Origin of the sequence: Psychrobacillus sp. NEAU-3TGS (assembly GCF_029955155.1) — a bacterium.
In the GTDB taxonomy this organism is placed as follows: domain Bacteria; phylum Bacillota; class Bacilli; order Bacillales_A; family Planococcaceae; genus Psychrobacillus.
This window is the reverse complement of the sequence record NZ_JAPNOZ010000011.1, coordinates 341,393-360,796: the sequence shown is the minus strand read 5'-3', so window position 1 is coordinate 360,796 and position 19,404 is coordinate 341,393. Positions and strand designations below refer to the sequence as shown.

The following is a 19,404-nucleotide window of genomic DNA, read 5'->3' as shown; positions in this document are numbered from 1 at the left end:
GTAGCATGTAAAAATCTCTCCATAAAACTTTTCTCGAAATGAAGAGATATTTTGGAAAGTCTTTGAATAGATTAAGAAATAGCCAATTTTCCTTATTTGTTTTGGCCATTTTTTAATATGAGATCGGGGGTTTTTAGTTGAAGGGAAAAGTTGCAGTAATGACAGAGCCGGAACAGATGATTTTTGAAGAATATGAATTACCGAAGGCAGCAAAAGATTCCATTCTAGTCCGTGTCAGAAGGACGAATGTTTGTGGATCGGAATTGCATATTTGGAAAGGGTTACATCCTACGAAAAAATCCGGCGTTATGGGGCATGAAATGGTGGGTGAAATTGTTGAGCTAGGTGAGGGTGTTATTACTGATTATGCAGGACAACCTGTACGTGTAGGTGATCGTATTGCAGCAGCATATTTTTTAACTTGTAAAAGATGTAAAAACTGTTTACAGGGATATGCGAACTTATGTGAAAATGCATATGAATATTGGAGCAAAGAGGCGCATGAGTATCCACATTTTCATGGGTCATTTGCTACGCATTATTATATTCATCCCAATCAATATTTTTATAAAGTACCAGACAATGTTCCAGATGAAGTAGCAGCTGGTGCAAACTGTGCCCTGTCACAAGTATATTTTGGCATTGAAAAGTCAGGGCTAAAATATGGAGATACAGTTGTTATTCAAGGTGCTGGTGGACTTGGATTAAATGCTACGGCAGTTGCAAAAATGTTTGGGGCTAAAGTGATTGTTATTGATACAGTACCTAATCGTCTTGCCTTAGCAAAAAGATTCGGCGCTGACGAAATAATATCGATGGACAAGTATAAAACAGTTGAGGAGCGTGTGGAAAAAATATTGTCGCTAACAAACGGAGTCGGTGCGGATGTTGTGATGGAACTTACAGGGGTTCCTGCGGCTCTATCAGAAGGTATTCATCTCATTAAATCCGGTGGAAAATATGTTTCTATTGGTAATATTTCACCTGGCAAATTAACTGAGTTTGATCCGGGTTTAATGACAAGAAAGAATATTTCCATATTGGGTTTAATTCGTTATGAGCCTTGGTATTTATATAAATCGTTAAAGTTCTTAAGCTCGAATATTGACAAATATCCATTTAGTGAGATTCTCGCTTGTGATTTCACCTTAGAGGATCTATCGAAAGCTCTAGATGCTTCCTTTAATCGTGGAGTGACGAGAGCATCAATTGAAATTGAACACAACAATTGAAATATAGTTTTTTCTCAATTAAATGAAGGAAATATAAAATATTGGAGGAATATATAATGTGTAATTCTAAAAAAGTTTACGTGCTGGATACAGGTACGATGAAGATGGATAAAAACTATATGATTTCCATGCACAACCCTGCGAGTGTAGCTAATCCGAGTCCAAAAGCAGAATTTGTGGAGTTTCCGGTTTTCGCTGTATTAATCGACCATCCGGAAGGGAAGATTTTGTTTGATACAGGATGTAATCCGGAAGGTATGGGGGACGATGGGCGTTGGCCTGAAGGGATTCAGCAACTTTTCCCGGCGTTTCAAAATGAAGAATGTTATCTGATCAACCGATTAGAACAGTTAAAGGTACGTCCTGAAGATATTAAGTATGTAGTAGCTTCTCACTTGCATTTAGATCATGCTGGCTGTTTAGAGCTGTTTACAAATGCAGAAATTATCGTACATGATTCCGAATTACAAAATGTGATGAAGACATTTGCGATGACCCGTAACATGGGCGCTTATATATGGGGAGATGTTATGGCGTGGATTAAAAATGAGCTACGCTGGAAAACGATTAAACCAAATGAAAAAGAAGTGGATTTAGTGGAAGGGATTAAAATTATTAACTTTGGGCCTGGGCATGCATATGGGATGCTAGGGTTGCATATTGAATTGCCTGGCACTGGGAATTTATTATTAGCTTCAGACGCCTTGTATACGGCAGAAAGTCTAGGACCACCGGTTAAACCACCAGGAATTCTATATGATTCGGTTGGTTATAATTCCACAGTTGAACGAATTAGAAGCTTCGCAAAAGAGAATAACTCGACCATTTGGTTTGGTCATGATGAAAAACAATTCAAAACATTGATTAAATCTACGGAGGGGTACTACGAATAATAATCTTATTTTAGGAGGTAGGGAACATATGTTAATAAACGGTTCTTTCATAGATTCAGAGGAGTTAATAGCAGGTGAAAGAGATGTAATCGATGTTCTAAATCCATACAATCAAGAAAAAATAGGACATATTTTTTGTGCTACTAGGGACGAAGTAGTCCAAGCGGTGGAAAATGCGCATGAAGTATTTCAGCATACGATGAAGAAAATGCCGGCGCATAGAAGAAGTCAAATCTTACGCAACACGGCAGATTTGTTAGAGTTAAGAAAAGAAGCATTTGCAGAGCTTTTAACATTAGAAGCTGGTAAACCAATCGTAGAAGCTCGAGGTGAGGTAGCAAGGGCGATTCAAGTTTTACATTTTGCTGCAGAGGGAGCGAAAAATCTTCACGGGGAGCAAATAGTTCTTGATAATGCAATCGGTGGAGAGCAACAATTTGGTTTTTCCAAGCGTGTTCCACTTGGAGTTGTCGCTGCAATAACGCCTTTTAATTTCCCATTAAATATGGCATTGCATAAAATTGCGCCTGCAATCGCCGCAGGAAATACAATTGTTATAAAGCCTGCGGAAAAAACACCATTTTCTACCGTTGCCTTATATAAATTATTTCTAGAGGCTGGGTTACCGTCTGGTGCGCTGAACATCATTCAAGGTCCAGGGCAGAATTTAGTAGAGCCACTTGTGACCCATCCACTTGTCAAAAAAGTAACTTTTACTGGTAGTGGAGCAGTGGGGTGGAAAATCCATGAGATGGCTAAAGGGAAAAAAGTGACACTTGAATTAGGGTCCAATGCGCCAAATATTATTTTTGATGACGCAAATATAGATAATGCCGTATCTTCCATCCTGATGGGCGGCTTTACTTTCGCAGGCCAAGCATGCGTATCGGCACAACGTATTTTTGTTCATGAATCCGTTTATGACGAGTTTTTAAATAAACTTACAGAGAAGGTAGCTGCTCTGAGAATTGGTGATCCTAAAGAAGAATCGACTCAGTTAGGACCGATGATTACCGAAGAGGCGGCCAAAAAGGCAGAATTATGGATTCAAGAAGCTGTTGAAGCGGGAGCGGTTATTCGTACGGGTGGAACAAGAAACGGTACTTTCTTAGAACCAACGATTTTAGAAAACGTTAATTTGGAGATGAAGGTTGTTTGTCAGGAAGTTTTTGCTCCAATTATCGCTATAGTGCCATTTGAGACGGAAGAAGAAGTAATTAGTTATGCAAACGATTCACGCTACGGGCTACAGGCAGGAGTATTTACGAATAATATTAATCTGGCAATGAGAGTAGCAGAATCCTTAGAAACCGGGGGAGTATGGATTAATGAAGCTTCTGTTAAACGATACGATCATATTCCGTACGGTGGGGTAAAAGAAAGTGGTATCGGCAAAGAAGGAATTCATTATGCAATCGAAGAGATGACGGACCTTAAATTTATCGGAATGAAAATTTTATCCCGCATTAACGGGCAGTAAGATTCCCACTTCAAGATATAATAAAAGCGAAAAGATAAGTGGGAGATCAACTGCCCGTAAAAGCCCGATTGGTTCAACTAACAATCAGTGGGGGATGACGAGGACTAAAAGCGCGACGTCCATGTCGCACCGTCCCCACTAGCACGTCCTGTGCGTCGAAAAACCCCCACTGATTGAAGTTTCACTTTATCATAAAGGAGTGAGTTTTATGAAAGTAAAATCTGCTATTTTACGTGAATCAGGTGCAGAGCGACCTTATGCATCTAGTAGACCCATTAAAATTGAGCAAGTAGACCTAGATTCTCCTGGAGCTGGAGAAGTATTAATACAAATAAAAGCCGCAAGCTTATGTCATTCCGATTTGTCCGTGATAAATGGTAGCAGGCCACGCCCCCTTCCTATGGCGCTTGGTCATGAAGCAGCAGGAGTCGTAGTTGAAACGGGGGAAGGTGTAACAAACTTCCTGCCTGGAGACAAGGTTATTTGCGTATTTGTACCAAGCTGTGGTCAATGCATTCCCTGTGCAGAAGGCCGACCAGCGTTATGTGAACCGGGTGCCCAAGCAAATGGGGCGGGCACGCTTCTCGGAGGCGGTATGCGTATTCATAATGGCGAAGAGAGCATTGGACACCATGTTGGGGTTTCCGCATTCTCCGAATATGCGGTTGTTGCGCAGAATTCCTTAGTTAAAGTAGATAGAGATTTGCCTTTCGAAAAAATGGCTTTATTCGGCTGTGCAGTAATAACAGGAGTAGGTGCTGTAGTAAATACGGCGGAAGTTACTTTAGGGAGTAAAGTGGCAGTTATTGGACTTGGTGGTATTGGATTGAGCGCATTACTTGGGGCGATTGCAGCGGGGGCTAATGAGGTCATTGCCATTGACATTAATGAGAAGAAGTTGGAACAAGCAAAAGAGCTTGGAGCTACTGCTACATTTAACTCGAATGATCCAGATGTTGTGGAGCAAGTGCGTGCTTACACGGATGGAGGAGTAGATTATGCATTTGAAACGGCAGGAGTTGTTGCTGCAATGGAAGTTGCATACGGTGTAACAAAACGCGGAGGAGTAACGACGACAACTGGACTACCCCATCCTGAACATAAATTTGCATTTCCTTATGTTACTTTGACTGCTGAAGAACGGACGTTAAAGGGATCGTACGTAGGAAGCTGTGTTCCAAAAAGAGATATTCCAAATTATATCAACTTAATGGAGCAAGGGCGACTACCAGTCGATCGACTTCTTTCTAATATAATTTCTTTAGAGGAGATTAATGAGGGATTTGATTTACTTGCTACAGGAGATGCCTCGCGTATTATTATTAAAATGGATTGAGCGGAAGAATCCGTAATCTTCATGCGTAGGGATGAGTTTTTATCGCATCCCTACGCATTTTTTGTGAGCTTTTACTCATGAAATAAGGTTAACTAACAACCGTGAAAATTTTAAAACTACATGTTTAGCTTTATAGAAGCTGGGAATATAAAGAGTAAGCTTGATTACAAGCTTGATAAAAATCTAAAGGAGGAATTGAATAATGGCTAATAAGCAAAACAATCGCAACAGAAACAATGATGAAAAAATGACTGTCGAAGAAGCGGGACGTAAAGGCGGAGAAGCTACCTCCAGAAATCATGATCGTGAATTCTACGAAGAAATTGGAAGAAAAGGTGGAGAAGCTACTTCGGAAAACCATGACCGAGACTTTTACGAGGAAATCGGTCGTAAAGGCGGAGAAGCTACCTCAGAAAACCATGATCGAGACTTTTACGAAGAAATTGGCCGCAAGGGCGGAGAAGCTACTTCGGAAAACCATGACCGAGATTTTTATGAAGAAATTGGATCAAAAGGCGGAGAAGCGCGGAGTAATCAACGCGACAACGACAACAATGATAATGACGATGGCAAAATGAGTAGAGAAGAAGCCGGACGTAAAGGCGGAGAAGCACGGAGTAAACAACGCAATAACAAAGATGATAATGATTAAGTAATAGATTGATATATAATACAACTTAATAAGTATGAAAAAAGACACGCTTTAATCGATTTTTGATTAAAGCGTGTCTTTTCTTGTTTCTTCTCACTCTGAAAACTCAGTTCGTCTTCGTTGAATTAAAAATAATATTGTTATATATTTATTTCTGTTGAAAAAAATAATTCTTTTTATCATATACTATAAAGTGAAATTTCCATCAGTGGGGGTTTTCTTCATCCCCCACTGATGGTTAGTTGAACCAATCGGGCTTTTACGGGCAGTTGATCTCCCACTTATCTTTATCGCTTTTTTTAAATCTAAATCTTGAAGTGGGAGTCTTACTGCCCGTTAATGCGGGATAAAAAGGTTTTATATATCAGATGCGAGGAGAAGCAGATCAATAAATGAAAAATAAATACAACGAGAAATATATTCAACGTTTGATCAAATCCACTATGCAAGCTGTCGGAATGGACGTTGAATTGAAACAAGATAACTCTGGAATAAATATGAGTTATAATTTTATTGGTGATTATGTTGGATTTGACGTGGATCGTTTACTAGAAGCAAGCAAAGAGATGCAAACACCGATTTCTCTTGAATTATATATTAAAATAATTACTATGCATGAATTAGGTCATGCAATTGACCGTGATGCATTATTAAATACATTATCTCGGACTCTCGAAATTTTTGATACAAAGAAGAGCCATTCATTATACGAGCTTTATAATAATATAGATTTACTTGCCATGCTTATTGAGGAACATGAGATGAATATCGTTTTTGAAGAGACAGCATGGGAAAATGCCCAGAACCTTAATAAGGATTTTCAATTGGTCGATGAGGAGATATTAGAAGCTGTTAAAGCTCATAGCCTTGAAACATATAAAAGCTTATATGAAGAGGATTTACATTTATACGAGGAGCTTGTTGCTTTACAAAGTGTACAAATTGCTTAGAAAATATATTGCCAACCGGATATTACATTTCTGGTTGGCTTTTTTGTATTTAAGAAATTTGTTCGAACTTGGTCTAGGGAAACTGCGTGGTAGTTACCGTCGTCTCACTCCAAGTAAACTTGTTTTATGAAAATTGATTGCGCTCTCTAGAGGAATTTGGTTGCTTTCAGACTAGAAATAGTTGCTCTCAACAGTCGTTTGGTTGCTTTCAGACTAGAATTGGTTGCTTTCGACAGCTGTTTGATTGCCCTTAGCCATTTATTGGATTTACCCAGTCCAATAACTGTTAGAGATTTTGTTTTTAGCAAGTCGATAATAAATAAATAAGCAATTACAATTGATTTTCGCTCAGGCGTCGACTCCTGTGGAGGGCAACAGGATGTTGATTTCAAAGGCGTTGCCACACGATTTGGCGTTCTTAACCTTTGTTCCACATGGGCTAATGAGTCACCCCAACGTACGACTAAGCGGCGGGGATTGCTCATCGCTCACCCCATGGAAATGGCGAACACTTCATTCAACTCACAACCGCGCAGTTTCCTTATTACAGGCGACATTGGCACTTGTGCTGTTCTTATTAAAAAAATGTAACCAAGCCTCATGAATACCTCCCGCGAAATGCTTAGAGGCTCGGTAAAGAAGAGGATGGCTAGTCATGTCGATTAGTTCTTGCTGGGCATTTCCTACGATAACAGATGGGTAGCCGAGAGAGAGCATCTCTACATCATTTCCCGAATCTCCTGCAACGAGCACTTGAACTTCCTTGTGAAAATAATTTTGAAGGACATATAATAATGCTTCTCCTTTACCGCTATTCGGAGGAAGTATATCCACATCGCGATTGGAACTGAAAATGAGCTTGTGAGGAATATTCTCTTCACATAATGCTTGTTTAAATTCTCTAACCACTTCCTCGTTTTGAAGGACAGTATAGGAAATGCGATTATCGGTTGGAAGAACCTGTCTTTTGAGAAGAGGGAAATTCTCAGCAATACGTATGATTTTTTGGGGATACCAATCGCTTTGCATCTTTTCTGTCCATAGCGCCTCTTCGGTTAGACTTAGAGATGTATAGATAGCAGTTCCGACATCTGTAATTAGAATGTCTGGTTGTGGTAAATTCTCCTCTGTTATTAAGGAAAGGGAAGAGGCTAGATGCCTCCCTGTAATATAAATAATAGCTATATCAAGACTAGATTCCTCGTAATAGCTTAGTAGTGTGTGTAGTGCGGTGTTATCACCGACCAGTGTCCCGTCAAGGTCAGTTGCCAACACGAAAGCTTTTTCTTTCACCAATTACCACCTCATATAAACTATCCATCCGTTTGGCTAGAATGGACCAATTGAATTCTCGATTTGCAAAAACAGCAGCACTTTTTCCAAGTTTTTTTGAATAATTTTTATTGGATATTACTGTTTTCATTGCCTGTGCTAAATTATTTTCATTTCCTTTTTCAACATGCAAACCTGTAACTCGATTTTTTACTATATCTGTTAAACCACCTACTTTTGAGGCGATAACTGGGCAACCACAAGCTTGTGCCTCGGCGGCAACCATACCAAATGATTCATAAAAAGAAGGAACTACTACAGCAGTAGCGCTATTAAATATAGAGGCGAGTTGTTTTTGAGATTTCGCTCCCAAAAAGTCAATTCTATCCTCTAGACCTCGAATTGCAGCTTTTAACTTATTATCCTTAGGTAATTTGTTGCGAAAGTCAACACAATTTGATTCACCGCCTGCTATAACAAGCTTAGTAGTCGGATGAATATCGTATTTTTCCACCAGCAGACGGAAAGCATCTATTAAAGTGTAAATTCCTTTTGTAGTTTGCAATCTTCCCGCAAATGCAAAATAAGGATGCAGGATTTCCTCTTTTTTTAGATGAAAAGGACGGAAAGCTCGATCAACCCCAATAGGAATAATTTTAACTGGGGAAGGATTTTCGACAAATTTATTTATCAAGCTTTTTTCACTTTTTGTTGTGGCAACAATATAATCAGCAGAACTTAAAATCATTTTTTCTGTATAGAGTCTTAAGGGTTCCGCAATTCCCGTTGCTGATTCTTTTGCAATTCCTAATGAATGATTTGTATGAATCCAAGGTATATGATATTCAGCCTTTAAAAAAGAGCCTAACAATCCTGAGAGCCAATAGTGTGTGTGAATTAGATCATATGTTGAAATTGGTAGGATTGTCGTCATCTCTTCATAAAAAGCTGGTAATAAATTATATAGTTCATTTTTTGGAACGAAACTTCTGTTTCCTGCACCTATTCGGATAACTCGACAAGAATGGCCAAAGTTTTCTATAGGAGGGTCTAGTGGATTACTCCAATGTGTAACCACATCTACAGTGTTTCCTTCATTTTGAAGAGCTAAAGCGAGTTGTTTCACATAATTATTCTGCCCGCCAGCTTGTTCGCTGCCTAAGGGCGCCAATGGATCTCCATGATCGGAGATAAATAAAATATTATTATTCATATACTGTTTCCCCTTTCCTATGTTTTGAAACTACTAAATTAGGTTATTAAGTTATTAGATTACTATTCCCGAATTCTGAAAACTTAAACGTATTTATGTTTTATTTTGTAGGATTAGGAAAAATAGTGTTAGAAAGAAAGGAGTAAACCAATGGAATTGAAGACTAAGGGGACATTTGATCCGTTAATAGTATTTGTAAAAGTATTGGGAGCATTTCTTTTATCGAAATTGTCTTTCGGTAAGCAGACAAAAAGTATTGTTTTAGTCGGAGGGAACTTAGGGGAGAAGTATGAAGATAACGCCTCTGTGTTTCATCGGTATTTAATAGAACATCATCGTGAAGAGATGGATATCTATTGGATGTATGATCCGAAAACAACTTATATAAAAGAGCAACGTATACCAAATGCTGTGGCTTTAGGTAGCTTTCGGAACTATTTGCTTTTTTTTAAGGCAAATTATTCGATTCACGGTCATTCGATTGCTTATGACATTGCACCTTCTATCGACAAGTACATATTCTTAAACAAGAAAACGATAATGATTCATATTAGTCATGGAATTGAATGCTTTAAAAAAATTCTTATTCAAAAAGAAGACGTACCTTTACTAGCCCGATGCAATTTCTTCAACTGTGCATCCCAATACGAAAAAAACATTAAGCTTCACGAATGGGGGATACCAGAAGAGAAACTTATAGTGACAGGGATGGCAAGGTTCGACCGGTTTGGTCCAAACAGGCCTTCAAAAAAGGTAAAGCATATTCTGGTAATGTTCACCTGGAGAGAAACGTTATTCGATTTATCAGAGGAGGAATTTTTAGCGAGTAATTATTTTCAATCCACATTGAAAATCTTTCAAGATAAACGAATGGAAGCACTTATCTCTTTTGGGCAGCTTCATCTTAAAGTAATGTTGCACCCATTTATGAAGAAATTTGAACACCTTTTTAGGAATATTGATATTAGCGGAGGAGAAGTGAAATTTTATAGCTTTGATGAAATATCTATTGGGGATGAGATTATAGAAGCAGATATGTTACTTACTGATTATTCTAGTATTTCATGGGATTTTTTATATATGAATAAGCCCATCATCTTTTTTACTTTTGATCAAGAGGAATTTTTAAAAATGAGAGGTTCTTATCTAGATTTGGATAAAGACTTGTATGGGTATAAAGCCAATACAATAGATGAAGTGATAGAATTCATGTCTCATATAACTGAGCGTAATCATACAGAAAATCCCTTTTACACTATAGCTTCCAATTACATAGACTATTTCGACAGAAATAACTGTAAGAGGCTTGCTGTGGAAATTTTCAGAAAAAGGTAAGCGGGATATAGTAAAAAGCTATAAACTGATATAGTATAATAAGTATATATTAAGACAAAGGTAGGCGAGTAAAATGAAAAAGAAACAACATGTTCCTAAAACGAAAGAAAATATTATTTTCTTTCCGGGAATGGTTGAAAAGCTAATACAAGACGGATTAGCTTTTGCAGAAGTAAATAATCATATAGAAGCGGCTAAATGCTTTGATCAAGCAAAGGAACATATTGAACTAGACGACACGATATTAATTGTATACATACTTTCTCTATTAGAAACTAATCGTCAACCAGAAGCAAAACTTATTTGTGAGGATCTACTAAATAAAAAGTCACCTTTGTTCGAACAAATAGTGGAACTCTACTTAACTATCTTACTCGACTTAAAAGCTTATCATGAAGTGGACAGCGTGTTAAATAAATTACTTGTAGATAAAAGATTTACGAATGAAAGAAAGAAAAACTTTTTACAGTTAAAAGAATTAAGTGGGCGACTTGCTAAAGAGCAGGATAGCTTTCTTGGGAGTAGCACTGAGCCAAACCCAAGCGCTGACAAAGAGAAATTTGCGATTGAGGAGTTTGAAAAGTTACACTTTTCAAAGCAAGAAGCGTTGATACAAGAAGCTTTCCACCAAGATATAAAAGAAGTAATCACTAATATTATTGAAATTATCCAAAGTAAAAAAGTGTCTCCTACTATTCAAACGCTTGCTCTTTTACTACTAGGATCTAATGGTGTAACAACCAATATACTAATTGAAAAGTTTGGTTTAAAACAAATAGTCAATCCAGTTTCCCCACCTAGCCCAAATGCGATGGAACGAGTAGAGTCTGTTACTCAACATATTAATAGTATTTTAGAGAAAGACCCTACTAAATTGCAGTTGACTACAGGATTAGTACATAGCCATGCATATGCATTATTTCCATTAGACTGGGAAGCATATAGCGATGAAGATGTTGCACGAGAATATGTAAATTTTGTTGAAACTTTATTCGGAAACGAAAGTGTTCAGCCAAATGAGTTGAATGAGTTCATAAAATTATTGGAAGAATCAACAGATGTAATCGTGGATGAATAATGTTGAAAGTCTATTCAACTATGCTATAATATACAAGTTGTCAATATAATTAGTGTATAATCGCCCTGTATGTAAAAATACAGGCTGCTAAATTATTGTAAATTAATTTTTGGAGGTAGAATATATGTCAATGGATTTGTCAGTAAAATGGGAAAAACAAGAAGGCAATAATGGTTTATTAACTGTAGAAGTAGCTGCAGAAGAAGTTTCAAAAGGTTTAGACCAAGCGTTTAAAAAAGTTGTAAAACAAATAAATGTACCTGGTTTCCGTAAAGGGAAAATGCCACGTCAAATGTTCGAAAAAATGTATGGTGTGGAATCTTTATTCCAAGATGCACTAGACGTTATTCTTCCACATGCTTATGGGCATGCTGTTGAAGATGCTGGTATTGACCCAGTAGATCAACCTGAAATCGATATCGTAACGATGGAAAAAGGACAACCTTTAGTATTCACTGCAAAAGTTGTTGTAAAACCAGAAGTAACTTTAGGTGATTACAAAGGTTTAGAAGTAACTAAATTAGACGAAACTGTTACAGACGAAGAAATCGAAGAGCAACTAAAAAGCCAACAAACTCGTTTAGCTGAGTTAGTTGTAAAAGAAGATGCAATCGTAGAAGGCGATACTGCTGTAATCGACTTTGAAGGTTTCGTTGATGACGTTGCATTTGAAGGTGGAGCAGGAACAGACTACCCACTAGAAATCGGTTCTAACTCTTTCATCCCAGGCTTCGAGGAACAACTAGTTGGTGTAAAAGCTGGCGAGTCAAAAGACGTAGATGTAACTTTCCCAGAAGAATACCATGCTGCTGAACTAGCAGGTAAACAAGCAGTTTTCAAAGTAACTGTGAAAGAAGTTAAAGGAAAAGAACTTCCTGAACTAAACGACGAACTTGCAAAAGAAATCGATGCTGAAGTAGAAGGTATCGATGCTTTACGTGCAAAACTAAAAGAAGTTGCTGCTGAAGAGAAAAAACAATTAGCAGCACAAACACTTCGCGACAACTTAGTAGAAGCAGCTGCAGCTAATGCAACAATCGACATTCCAGAAGCAATGATCGCGTCTGAGACAGATCGCATGCTTCAAGAATTTGGTCAACGCTTAGAACAACAAGGGATGAACTTAGATCTTTATTACCAATTCTCTGGTCAAGACGAAGCAGCATTACGTGCTCAAATGCAAGAAGATGCAAACAGCCGCGTAAAAGTTTCTTTAACACTTGAAGCAATCGCTGAACAAGAAGAATTGAAATCTACAGAAGAAGATGTAAATGCTGAACTTGAAAAAATGGCTGCACAATTCAATATGTCTGCTGAAGATATTAAAAAAGCTCTTGGTGGTACAGCAGTGCTTGAAAACGACATTCGTTTCCAAAAAACAGTTGAGTTCTTAGTAGACAACGCTAAAATTTCATAATTTACATTAGAAATGTGCAAGTTCCAGTGTAGTAAGCATATAGCTTAAGTTAGCGACAATGTTGCGCTTTAACTACATGACCTACACACTGCTTACCTGCGACAGGTGGATATTCTTCACTTAAGAAAAGTGCTTTTAATTCTTTGAGTGAAGGGTATTTGACCCTGAGGGGCTAGTCATTGGAACTGATCAGATAATGGATAAAAGGGTTTATACTTTCTTATTCATACCTGGAAGCGTTATAATATAAAACAAGGTACAGCAATGTCTGTGCCTTGTTTTATACCATACATAGGTTACACGGTTATAAAACATAAACGTATTATTTGATTACTTAATGAGAATCTTGTAAGATAATTGCTTGAATAGGGGTGAATATTTTGTTCAAATTCAATGATGAAAAAGGGAACTTAAAATGTTCTTTTTGTGGAAAACCACAAGAACAAGTTCGCAAGCTAGTTGCAGGACCAGGAGTCTATATTTGTGATGAATGTATCGACTTATGTTCTGAGATTGTAGAAGAAGAGCTTGGTATCGAAGAAGAAGTAGAGTTTAAAGAAGTTCCAAAACCAAAGGAAATTTTAACTATTTTAGATGAGTATGTAATTGGGCAGGAAAGAGCAAAAAAATCACTAGCAGTTGCAGTGTATAACCATTACAAACGCATCAATTCAAATAGCGTGATCGATGAAGTGGAATTATCTAAATCGAATATAGTACTGATTGGACCTACAGGTAGTGGTAAAACATTACTAGCACAAACATTAGCACGTATACTGAACGTACCATTTGCTATTGCAGATGCGACTTCTTTAACAGAAGCGGGCTATGTTGGGGAAGATGTTGAAAACATCCTTTTAAAACTTATCCAATCTGCGGATTATGATATCGAAAAAGCAGAAAAAGGGATTATTTATATCGATGAAATAGATAAAGTAGCGCGTAAATCTGAAAATCCTTCTATTACTAGAGATGTTTCAGGTGAAGGTGTTCAACAAGCACTTTTAAAAATATTAGAAGGTACTGTTGCTAGTGTTCCACCGCAAGGCGGTCGTAAGCATCCACATCAAGAGTTTATACAAATTGATACAACGAATATTTTATTTATTGTTGGCGGTGCGTTTGACGGAATCGAACAAATTATTAAACGCCGTCTAGGTGAAAAAGTAATTGGTTTCGGCGCAGATCCAAACAAAGTGGAAATAGAGGCGGGTTCTGTCCTTAGCCAGTTAATCCCAGAGGATTTATTGAAATTTGGGTTAATTCCAGAGTTTATCGGTCGTTTACCTGTACTTGCAAGCTTAGAACAGTTAGACAATCAAGCGCTTGTACAAATTTTAACGGAGCCTAAAAATGCGCTTGTTAAGCAATATCAAAAAATGATTGAGTTAGATAATGTAAAACTAACATTTGAAGATGATGCATTAATTGAAATTGCGAAAGAAGCGATTGAGCGTAAAACTGGAGCTCGTGGTCTTCGTTCTATTATTGAAAATATCATGTTAGACGTGATGTACGAGTTACCGTCTCGTGAAGATATTGTAGAGTGTGTCATCACGAAAGAAGCTATTACAGAAAAAGCTCGTCCAAGACTATTGTTAGAAGACGGCACTGAAGTAGAAAAAGATAACGAAAAAACATCTGCATAACTTGATGTTGATAATATAAGCTGGCTTCCAACCTGCGCGTGCTTAGCGCAAGCAAGGATGTCAGCTTTTTCTTCTTACGTTTCCTTTTGGTGAAATTAGGGAAGAGCGGAATAGAGAGATTGAACCGTATTTTTCTCATACGATTCGGACAGAATAAGTTGGAGGTGACTTCCCGAAATGGCAAACAAAAATACGACATACTATCCAGTATTACCTCTTAGAGGGCTATTAGTATTTCCAACAATGATTCTTCATGTCGATGTAGGGCGTGAACGTTCAATCGCGGCTTTAAATGAAGCGATGTTACGTGAAGAAAAGTTGTTTTTATCTGCACAAAGAGATATGACGATTGAACAACCGACGATGGAAGATTTATATGATGTTGGGGTTATTGCAATTGTAAAACAAATGGTGAAGCTACCAAATGGAACGATGCGTGTTTTAGTAGAAGGATTGCAGCGTGCGATTTGGGATGATTATAAAAAAACGGATACGTTCGATGAAGTAACTGTGTCTGCATACATTGAACCAGAAAAAGCAGATCAGGAAGACGAAGCACTTATGCGTACGTTACTACATAATTTTGAAAATTATTCAAAGGTATCCAAGAGCGTATCAGAAGAAACATATAATTCAGTGTTAGATATTGAAGAACCAGGACGATTGGCTGATATGGTTGCGTCTCATTTACCTTTAAAAATTTCTGGCAAACAAGAACTTTTAGAAATAATGGATGTAAAAGAGCGATTAGAGTTACTGATCGCCCGATTATACAATGAGCAGGAAATACTCAACCTCGAACAAAAGATTAATACACGTGTCAAACATGCGATGGAACGAACACAAAAAGAATTTTATCTGCGTGAGCAAATGAAAGCCATCCAAACCGAGCTGGGAGAAAAAGAAGGTAAAACTGGTGAAGTAGCAGAGTTGAAAAAGCGGATTGATGAAGCCGGACTACCTGAAACAACTAAAAAAAATGTATTAAAAGAGTTAAATCGTTATGAAAAATTACCATCTCAAGCACCAGAAAGTGGTGTTATTCGTAATTATATCGATTGGATTGTTTCTATTCCTTGGTCAAAAGCAACAGAAGATCAATTAGATATTAAACGTTCTGAACAAATATTAAATCGAGACCATGAAGGATTAGAGTCGGTAAAGGAAAGAATTTTAGAATATTTGGCTGTTCGCCAATTAACGAAATCATTGCGGGGACCAATTCTTTGTTTAGCAGGACCTCCTGGTGTTGGAAAAACTTCACTTGCAAAGTCTATTGCTGAATCATTAGGCCGTAATTTTGTTCGTATTTCGTTGGGTGGGGTTCGAGACGAATCAGAAATTCGTGGGCATCGTAGAACTTACGTAGGTTCCATGCCTGGACGCATCATTCAAGGAATGAAAAAAGCAGGCACTATAAATCCATTATTTTTGTTAGACGAAATCGATAAAATGTCGAACGACTTTAGAGGAGACCCTTCTGCTGCTATGCTAGAAGTATTGGATCCAGAGCAAAATAATACATTCAGTGACCATTATATTGAAGAAACATATGATTTATCTAATGTATTATTTATTGCTACTGCGAATGACTTAAGCACGATTCCAGGACCATTACGAGATCGAATGGAGATTATTTCTCTTGCAGGTTATACGGAATTGGAAAAGCTTTCTATTGCCAAAAATCATTTATTGCCAAAGCAAATAAAAGAACATGGTCTAACAAAGTCTCAGCTTCAATTGAAGGATGATGCGATTATAGATATCATCCGCTATTTTACACGAGAAGCAGGGGTAAGGGGTTTAAACCGTGTACTAGCAAATGTTTGCCGAAAAGCGGCACTCCAAATTGTTTCTGGTGACAAAAAACGGATAACTATTACACCGAAGAATTTAGAAGATACAATCGGTAAACGAAAATTCAGATACGGACTAGCAGAAACAGAAAACCAAATAGGTGTAGCTACTGGACTAGCATATACAACGGTTGGTGGCGATACCTTGCAAATTGAAGTATCTTTATCTGCAGGTAGCGGGAAACTTCAACTAACTGGTAAACTCGGGGATGTCATGAAAGAATCCGCGCAAACAGCGTTATCCTATGTTCGCTCGAAAGCAGATGAATTTGGTATTGATGCATCTTTCTACGAAAACAAAGATATTCATATTCACGTACCTGAAGGAGCGGTTCCAAAAGATGGACCGTCAGCGGGAATTACAATTGTTACCGCACTTGTATCAGCTTTGTCCAAACGTCCGATCAAACGTGAAATTGGCATGACAGGGGAAGTAACACTAAGAGGTAGAGTATTGCCAATTGGTGGATTAAAAGAAAAAACATTAAGTGCACATCGCGCAGGGTTAACAACAATTATTTGCCCTAAAGACAATGAGCGTGATATTGAAGATATTCCAGAAAGTGTTCGTGAAGTATTAACATTTCATTTTGTTTCCGATGCTCAAGAGGTGCTTCAATTAGCATTGGAGGAGACAAAAAAATGAAAATTAATAACGTCGAGCTACTTATAAGTGCTGTAAGACCAGCGCAATATCCAGAAGGGGGCTTACCAGAATTCGCGTTAGCAGGACGTTCGAATGTTGGGAAATCATCTTTTATCAACAAAATGATTGGTCGAAAAAGTATGGCGCGGATTTCATCGAAGCCGGGAAAAACGCAAACATTAAATTTTTATAAATTAGAGGAAGATTTACTTTTTGTGGATGTACCTGGGTATGGTTACGCGAAAGTATCTAAGACAGAACGTGCGGCATGGGGGAAAATGATTGAGACATATTTCACATCCCGTGATGTATTAAAAGCGGTCGTGCTACTTGTAGATTTGCGTCATTCTCCAACAGCGGATGATTGCATGATGTATGACTTTTTAAAGCATTATAATATTCCATGTATCGTAGTTGCTACAAAAGCCGATAAAATTCCTAAAGGCAAATGGGACAAGCATAAAAAAATTGTCAAAGAGGAGCTGCAGATGGAAAAAGGCGATCCGCTAGTCGTTTTCTCATCTGAAACAGGTCTAGGTTATGACACGGCTTGGGCGGAGATTGAAAGCAGAATACAATAACATCACTTCTGTTGATCAACCTTTTTATATAAAGAGTAAGTTCCCGAAGATGCAATTTCGGGCACCTTATCGCTTTCTATCATGCGTTCCTTGCTTATTAATACAAAGTTCATACTGCGAACTTTTGGTTATTCATTAAATAGGATATTATATAACCACAACACGATTAAATAAGTGATTAAAAAAGATTATGTAGGGTAATATATTTCTACGTAATCTTTTTTATGTTGTGTTCAATTTGCTAATTTTCTGCATATTTCGCATTCAAGCTATTGCCTTGTAATGGGTCAAGTTGTTTGTTAATATTATTTTATAATCATTCTAAATAAGATTTCATAGCTTGTTCACAAATGGCTAAAAACCTGAGGAAAAGCTATGATATAATAGGACTAATGAAATGAACGTGAAAGGGAGACATGATTCCATGCATACAATCGTGGTAGGTGTCAATTATCGTACTGCTCCAGTTGAAATTCGAGAAAAGCTATCATTTGTCGAAACAGAGCTTCCGAATGCAATGCGAGCATTACAAGGACAAAAAAGCATACTCGAAAATGTCATTGTATCTACTTGTAACCGTACAGAAATATATGCGACTGTAGATCAATTACATACAGGCAAATACTATGTGAAGCAATTTTTAGCAAATTGGTTTGATATCCCATTAGAAGACTTATCTAACTATTTATTTATCCATGAGGATAATGATGCTAATAATCATTTGTTCCGAGTTACGGCAGGTATAGATTCAATGGTGCTTGGAGAAACCCAAATATTAGGTCAAGTGAGAAAAAGCTTTTTAAATGGTCAGGAAAATGGTACAACAGGAACAGTTTTCAATCAATTATTTAAACAAGCGGTCACATTTGCAAAACGTGCACATTCTGAAACAGCAATTGGTGAAAATGCAGTTTCCGTTTCTTATGCTGCAGTGGAGCTTGGAAAGAAAATTTTCGGTACGTTAAAACATAAACATGTAGTTATTTTAGGTGCTGGAAAAATGGGAGAGCTTGCTATTCAAAACTTGCACGGTAGCGGTGCAGAAAAAGTAACAGTTATTAATCGTACTTTTGAAAAAGCGAAAGAGCTTGCAGAGAAATTCGAAGGAAATGCAAAACCGATGGACGAGCTACAATGTGCTTTGTTAGAAGCGGATATTTTAATCAGCTCAACAGGTGCAACAGATTTCGTCATTGACTTTGAACTAATGCAATTTGTAGAACGTTTACGTAAGGGCAAACCATTATTTATGGTAGATATCGCGGTACCACGTGATTTAGATCCACGTATTGGTGACTTACCAAATGTCTTTTTATATGATATCGATGATTTACAAGGTATTGTGGAAGCGAATTTAGCAGAGCGCGAACGAGCAGCAGGGCAAATTAAGAAAATGATCGGAACCGAAGTAGAACAATTTAACGATTGGATAGCTACACTTGGAGTTGTTCCAATTATTTCCGCACTTCGTCAAAAAGCAAACAAAATACAAACCGAAACAATGGTTTCTATTGAAAACAAAATGCCTGATTTAACCGAGCGTGAGCGTAAAATTCTAAATAAGCATACAAAATCTATTATTAATCAGCTTTTAAAAGAGCCGATTTTACAAGTGAAAGAATTATCCACAGCTAAAGATTCGGTGGAACAACTTCAATTATTCCAACAAATTTTTGGGATTGAAGAAGAGGTGCAAAAGGAAATCATTGACCAAGCTGAAAAAGCGAAAATTAACTTAAAGCAAACAATTATCCAATCTCAACATTTAAAAGAAAATTTATCATTTTAACCAAGTAAAAGGAGGCGTTTTATAT

At 37.5% G+C, this 19,404-nt stretch carries 16 protein-coding genes; 13 read left to right on the top strand and 3 right to left on the bottom strand.

Annotation, left to right across the window (positions count from 1 at the left end; genetic code table 11):
• Nucleotides 1–137 precede the first annotated feature (137 nt).
• From OR571_RS14570 to OR571_RS14545, 6 genes are all read left to right on the top strand, one after another.
• Nucleotides 138–1,232 (top strand): zinc-binding dehydrogenase, encoded by a 1,095-nt coding sequence (locus tag OR571_RS14570; RefSeq protein WP_282243794.1) that lies wholly within the window; start codon nucleotides 138–140, stop codon nucleotides 1,230–1,232.
• A gap of 56 nt (nucleotides 1,233–1,288) precedes the next feature.
• Nucleotides 1,289–2,125, top strand: coding sequence for an AhlS family quorum-quenching N-acyl homoserine lactonase (ahlS, locus tag OR571_RS14565; protein WP_282243793.1), 837 nt, complete (start codon nucleotides 1,289–1,291; stop codon nucleotides 2,123–2,125).
• A 28-nt stretch (nucleotides 2,126–2,153) separates the two neighbouring features.
• Entirely contained in the window at nucleotides 2,154–3,605 is a 1,452-nt protein-coding gene (locus OR571_RS14560; protein WP_282243791.1) for an aldehyde dehydrogenase family protein, read from the top strand.
• Nucleotides 3,606–3,813: 208 nt separating this feature from the next.
• On the top strand, nucleotides 3,814–4,941 hold the full coding sequence (locus OR571_RS14555) for a zinc-dependent alcohol dehydrogenase family protein (protein ID WP_282243789.1): 1,128 nt from the start codon (nucleotides 3,814–3,816) through the stop codon (nucleotides 4,939–4,941).
• A gap of 202 nt (nucleotides 4,942–5,143) precedes the next feature.
• A complete protein-coding gene (locus tag OR571_RS14550) occupies nucleotides 5,144–5,593 on the top strand; it encodes a KGG domain-containing protein (RefSeq protein WP_142538675.1) in 450 nt (149 codons plus the stop codon).
• 392 nt (nucleotides 5,594–5,985) lie between these two features.
• Nucleotides 5,986–6,543 (top strand): integrase, encoded by a 558-nt coding sequence (locus OR571_RS14545; RefSeq protein WP_282243785.1) that lies wholly within the window; start codon nucleotides 5,986–5,988, stop codon nucleotides 6,541–6,543.
• 146 nt (nucleotides 6,544–6,689) lie between these two features.
• Here OR571_RS14545 and OR571_RS14540 read toward each other — a convergent pair whose 3' ends face one another.
• From OR571_RS14540 to OR571_RS14530, 3 genes are read right to left on the bottom strand one after another with little or no spacing between them, the layout of a single operon-like run.
• Nucleotides 6,690–7,028 (bottom strand): hypothetical protein, encoded by a 339-nt coding sequence (locus OR571_RS14540; RefSeq protein WP_282243783.1) that lies wholly within the window; start codon nucleotides 7,026–7,028, stop codon nucleotides 6,690–6,692.
• Nucleotides 7,029–7,065: 37 nt separating this feature from the next.
• Nucleotides 7,066–7,836: an HAD-IIB family hydrolase gene (locus OR571_RS14535; protein ID WP_282243781.1), complete on the bottom strand. Its 771-nt coding sequence runs from the start codon at nucleotides 7,834–7,836 to the stop codon at nucleotides 7,066–7,068.
• Nucleotides 7,805–9,028: a glycosyltransferase gene (locus OR571_RS14530; protein WP_282243779.1), complete on the bottom strand. Its 1,224-nt coding sequence runs from the start codon at nucleotides 9,026–9,028 to the stop codon at nucleotides 7,805–7,807. The genes OR571_RS14535 and OR571_RS14530 overlap by 32 nt, the downstream gene beginning before the upstream one ends.
• A 150-nt stretch (nucleotides 9,029–9,178) precedes the next feature.
• Between OR571_RS14530 and OR571_RS14525 the strand changes: the two genes are divergently transcribed.
• From OR571_RS14525 to hemA, 7 genes are all read left to right on the top strand, one after another.
• Nucleotides 9,179–10,363: a CDP-glycerol glycerophosphotransferase family protein gene (locus tag OR571_RS14525; RefSeq protein ID WP_282243777.1), complete on the top strand. Its 1,185-nt coding sequence runs from the start codon at nucleotides 9,179–9,181 to the stop codon at nucleotides 10,361–10,363.
• A 73-nt stretch (nucleotides 10,364–10,436) separates the two neighbouring features.
• The gene (locus OR571_RS14520; RefSeq protein WP_282243775.1) at nucleotides 10,437–11,441 is read left to right on the top strand and encodes a hypothetical protein; all 1,005 of its coding nucleotides are present in this window, start codon (nucleotides 10,437–10,439) and stop codon (nucleotides 11,439–11,441) included.
• 136 nt (nucleotides 11,442–11,577) lie between these two features.
• Nucleotides 11,578–12,858, top strand: coding sequence for a trigger factor (gene tig, locus OR571_RS14515; protein ID WP_282244184.1), 1,281 nt, complete (start codon nucleotides 11,578–11,580; stop codon nucleotides 12,856–12,858).
• Nucleotides 12,859–13,238: 380 nt separating this feature from the next.
• Entirely contained in the window at nucleotides 13,239–14,507 is a 1,269-nt protein-coding gene (gene clpX / locus OR571_RS14510; RefSeq protein WP_282243773.1) for an ATP-dependent protease ATP-binding subunit ClpX, read from the top strand.
• A 177-nt stretch (nucleotides 14,508–14,684) separates the two neighbouring features.
• Complete coding sequence (gene lon / locus OR571_RS14505; protein WP_282243772.1) at nucleotides 14,685–17,009, top strand: endopeptidase La; 2,325 nt, start codon at nucleotides 14,685–14,687, stop codon at nucleotides 17,007–17,009.
• Nucleotides 17,006–17,590, top strand: a complete 585-nt coding sequence (gene yihA, locus OR571_RS14500) for a ribosome biogenesis GTP-binding protein YihA/YsxC (protein WP_282243770.1) — start codon at nucleotides 17,006–17,008, stop codon at nucleotides 17,588–17,590. Before lon ends, yihA begins: the two co-directional genes overlap by 4 nt.
• A gap of 424 nt (nucleotides 17,591–18,014) precedes the next feature.
• A complete protein-coding gene (gene hemA, locus OR571_RS14495; protein ID WP_282243768.1) occupies nucleotides 18,015–19,379 on the top strand; it encodes a glutamyl-tRNA reductase in 1,365 nt (454 codons plus the stop codon).
• The last annotated feature ends 25 nt before the right edge of the window (nucleotides 19,380–19,404 follow it).

Bases quoted from the DNA above. Each gene is read 5' to 3' on its own strand.
- ahlS (WP_282243793.1), top strand. From the start codon at position 1,289: ATGTGTAATTCTAAAAAAGTTTACGTGCTGGATACAGGTACGATGAAG.
- OR571_RS14560 (WP_282243791.1), top strand. From the start codon at position 2,154: ATGTTAATAAACGGTTCTTTCATAGATTCAGAGGAGTTAATAGCAGGT.
- OR571_RS14555 (WP_282243789.1), top strand. From the start codon at position 3,814: ATGAAAGTAAAATCTGCTATTTTACGTGAATCAGGTGCAGAGCGACCT.
- OR571_RS14550 (WP_142538675.1), top strand. From the start codon at position 5,144: ATGGCTAATAAGCAAAACAATCGCAACAGAAACAATGATGAAAAAATG.
- OR571_RS14545 (WP_282243785.1), top strand. From the start codon at position 5,986: ATGAAAAATAAATACAACGAGAAATATATTCAACGTTTGATCAAATCC.
- OR571_RS14540 (WP_282243783.1), bottom strand. From the start codon at position 7,028: ATGAGCAATCCCCGCCGCTTAGTCGTACGTTGGGGTGACTCATTAGCC.
- OR571_RS14530 (WP_282243779.1), bottom strand. From the start codon at position 9,028: ATGAATAATAATATTTTATTTATCTCCGATCATGGAGATCCATTGGCG.
- OR571_RS14525 (WP_282243777.1), top strand. From the start codon at position 9,179: ATGGAATTGAAGACTAAGGGGACATTTGATCCGTTAATAGTATTTGTA.
- OR571_RS14520 (WP_282243775.1), top strand. From the start codon at position 10,437: ATGAAAAAGAAACAACATGTTCCTAAAACGAAAGAAAATATTATTTTC.
- lon (WP_282243772.1), top strand. From the start codon at position 14,685: ATGGCAAACAAAAATACGACATACTATCCAGTATTACCTCTTAGAGGG.
- yihA (WP_282243770.1), top strand. From the start codon at position 17,006: ATGAAAATTAATAACGTCGAGCTACTTATAAGTGCTGTAAGACCAGCG.
- hemA (WP_282243768.1), top strand. From the start codon at position 18,015: ATGCATACAATCGTGGTAGGTGTCAATTATCGTACTGCTCCAGTTGAA.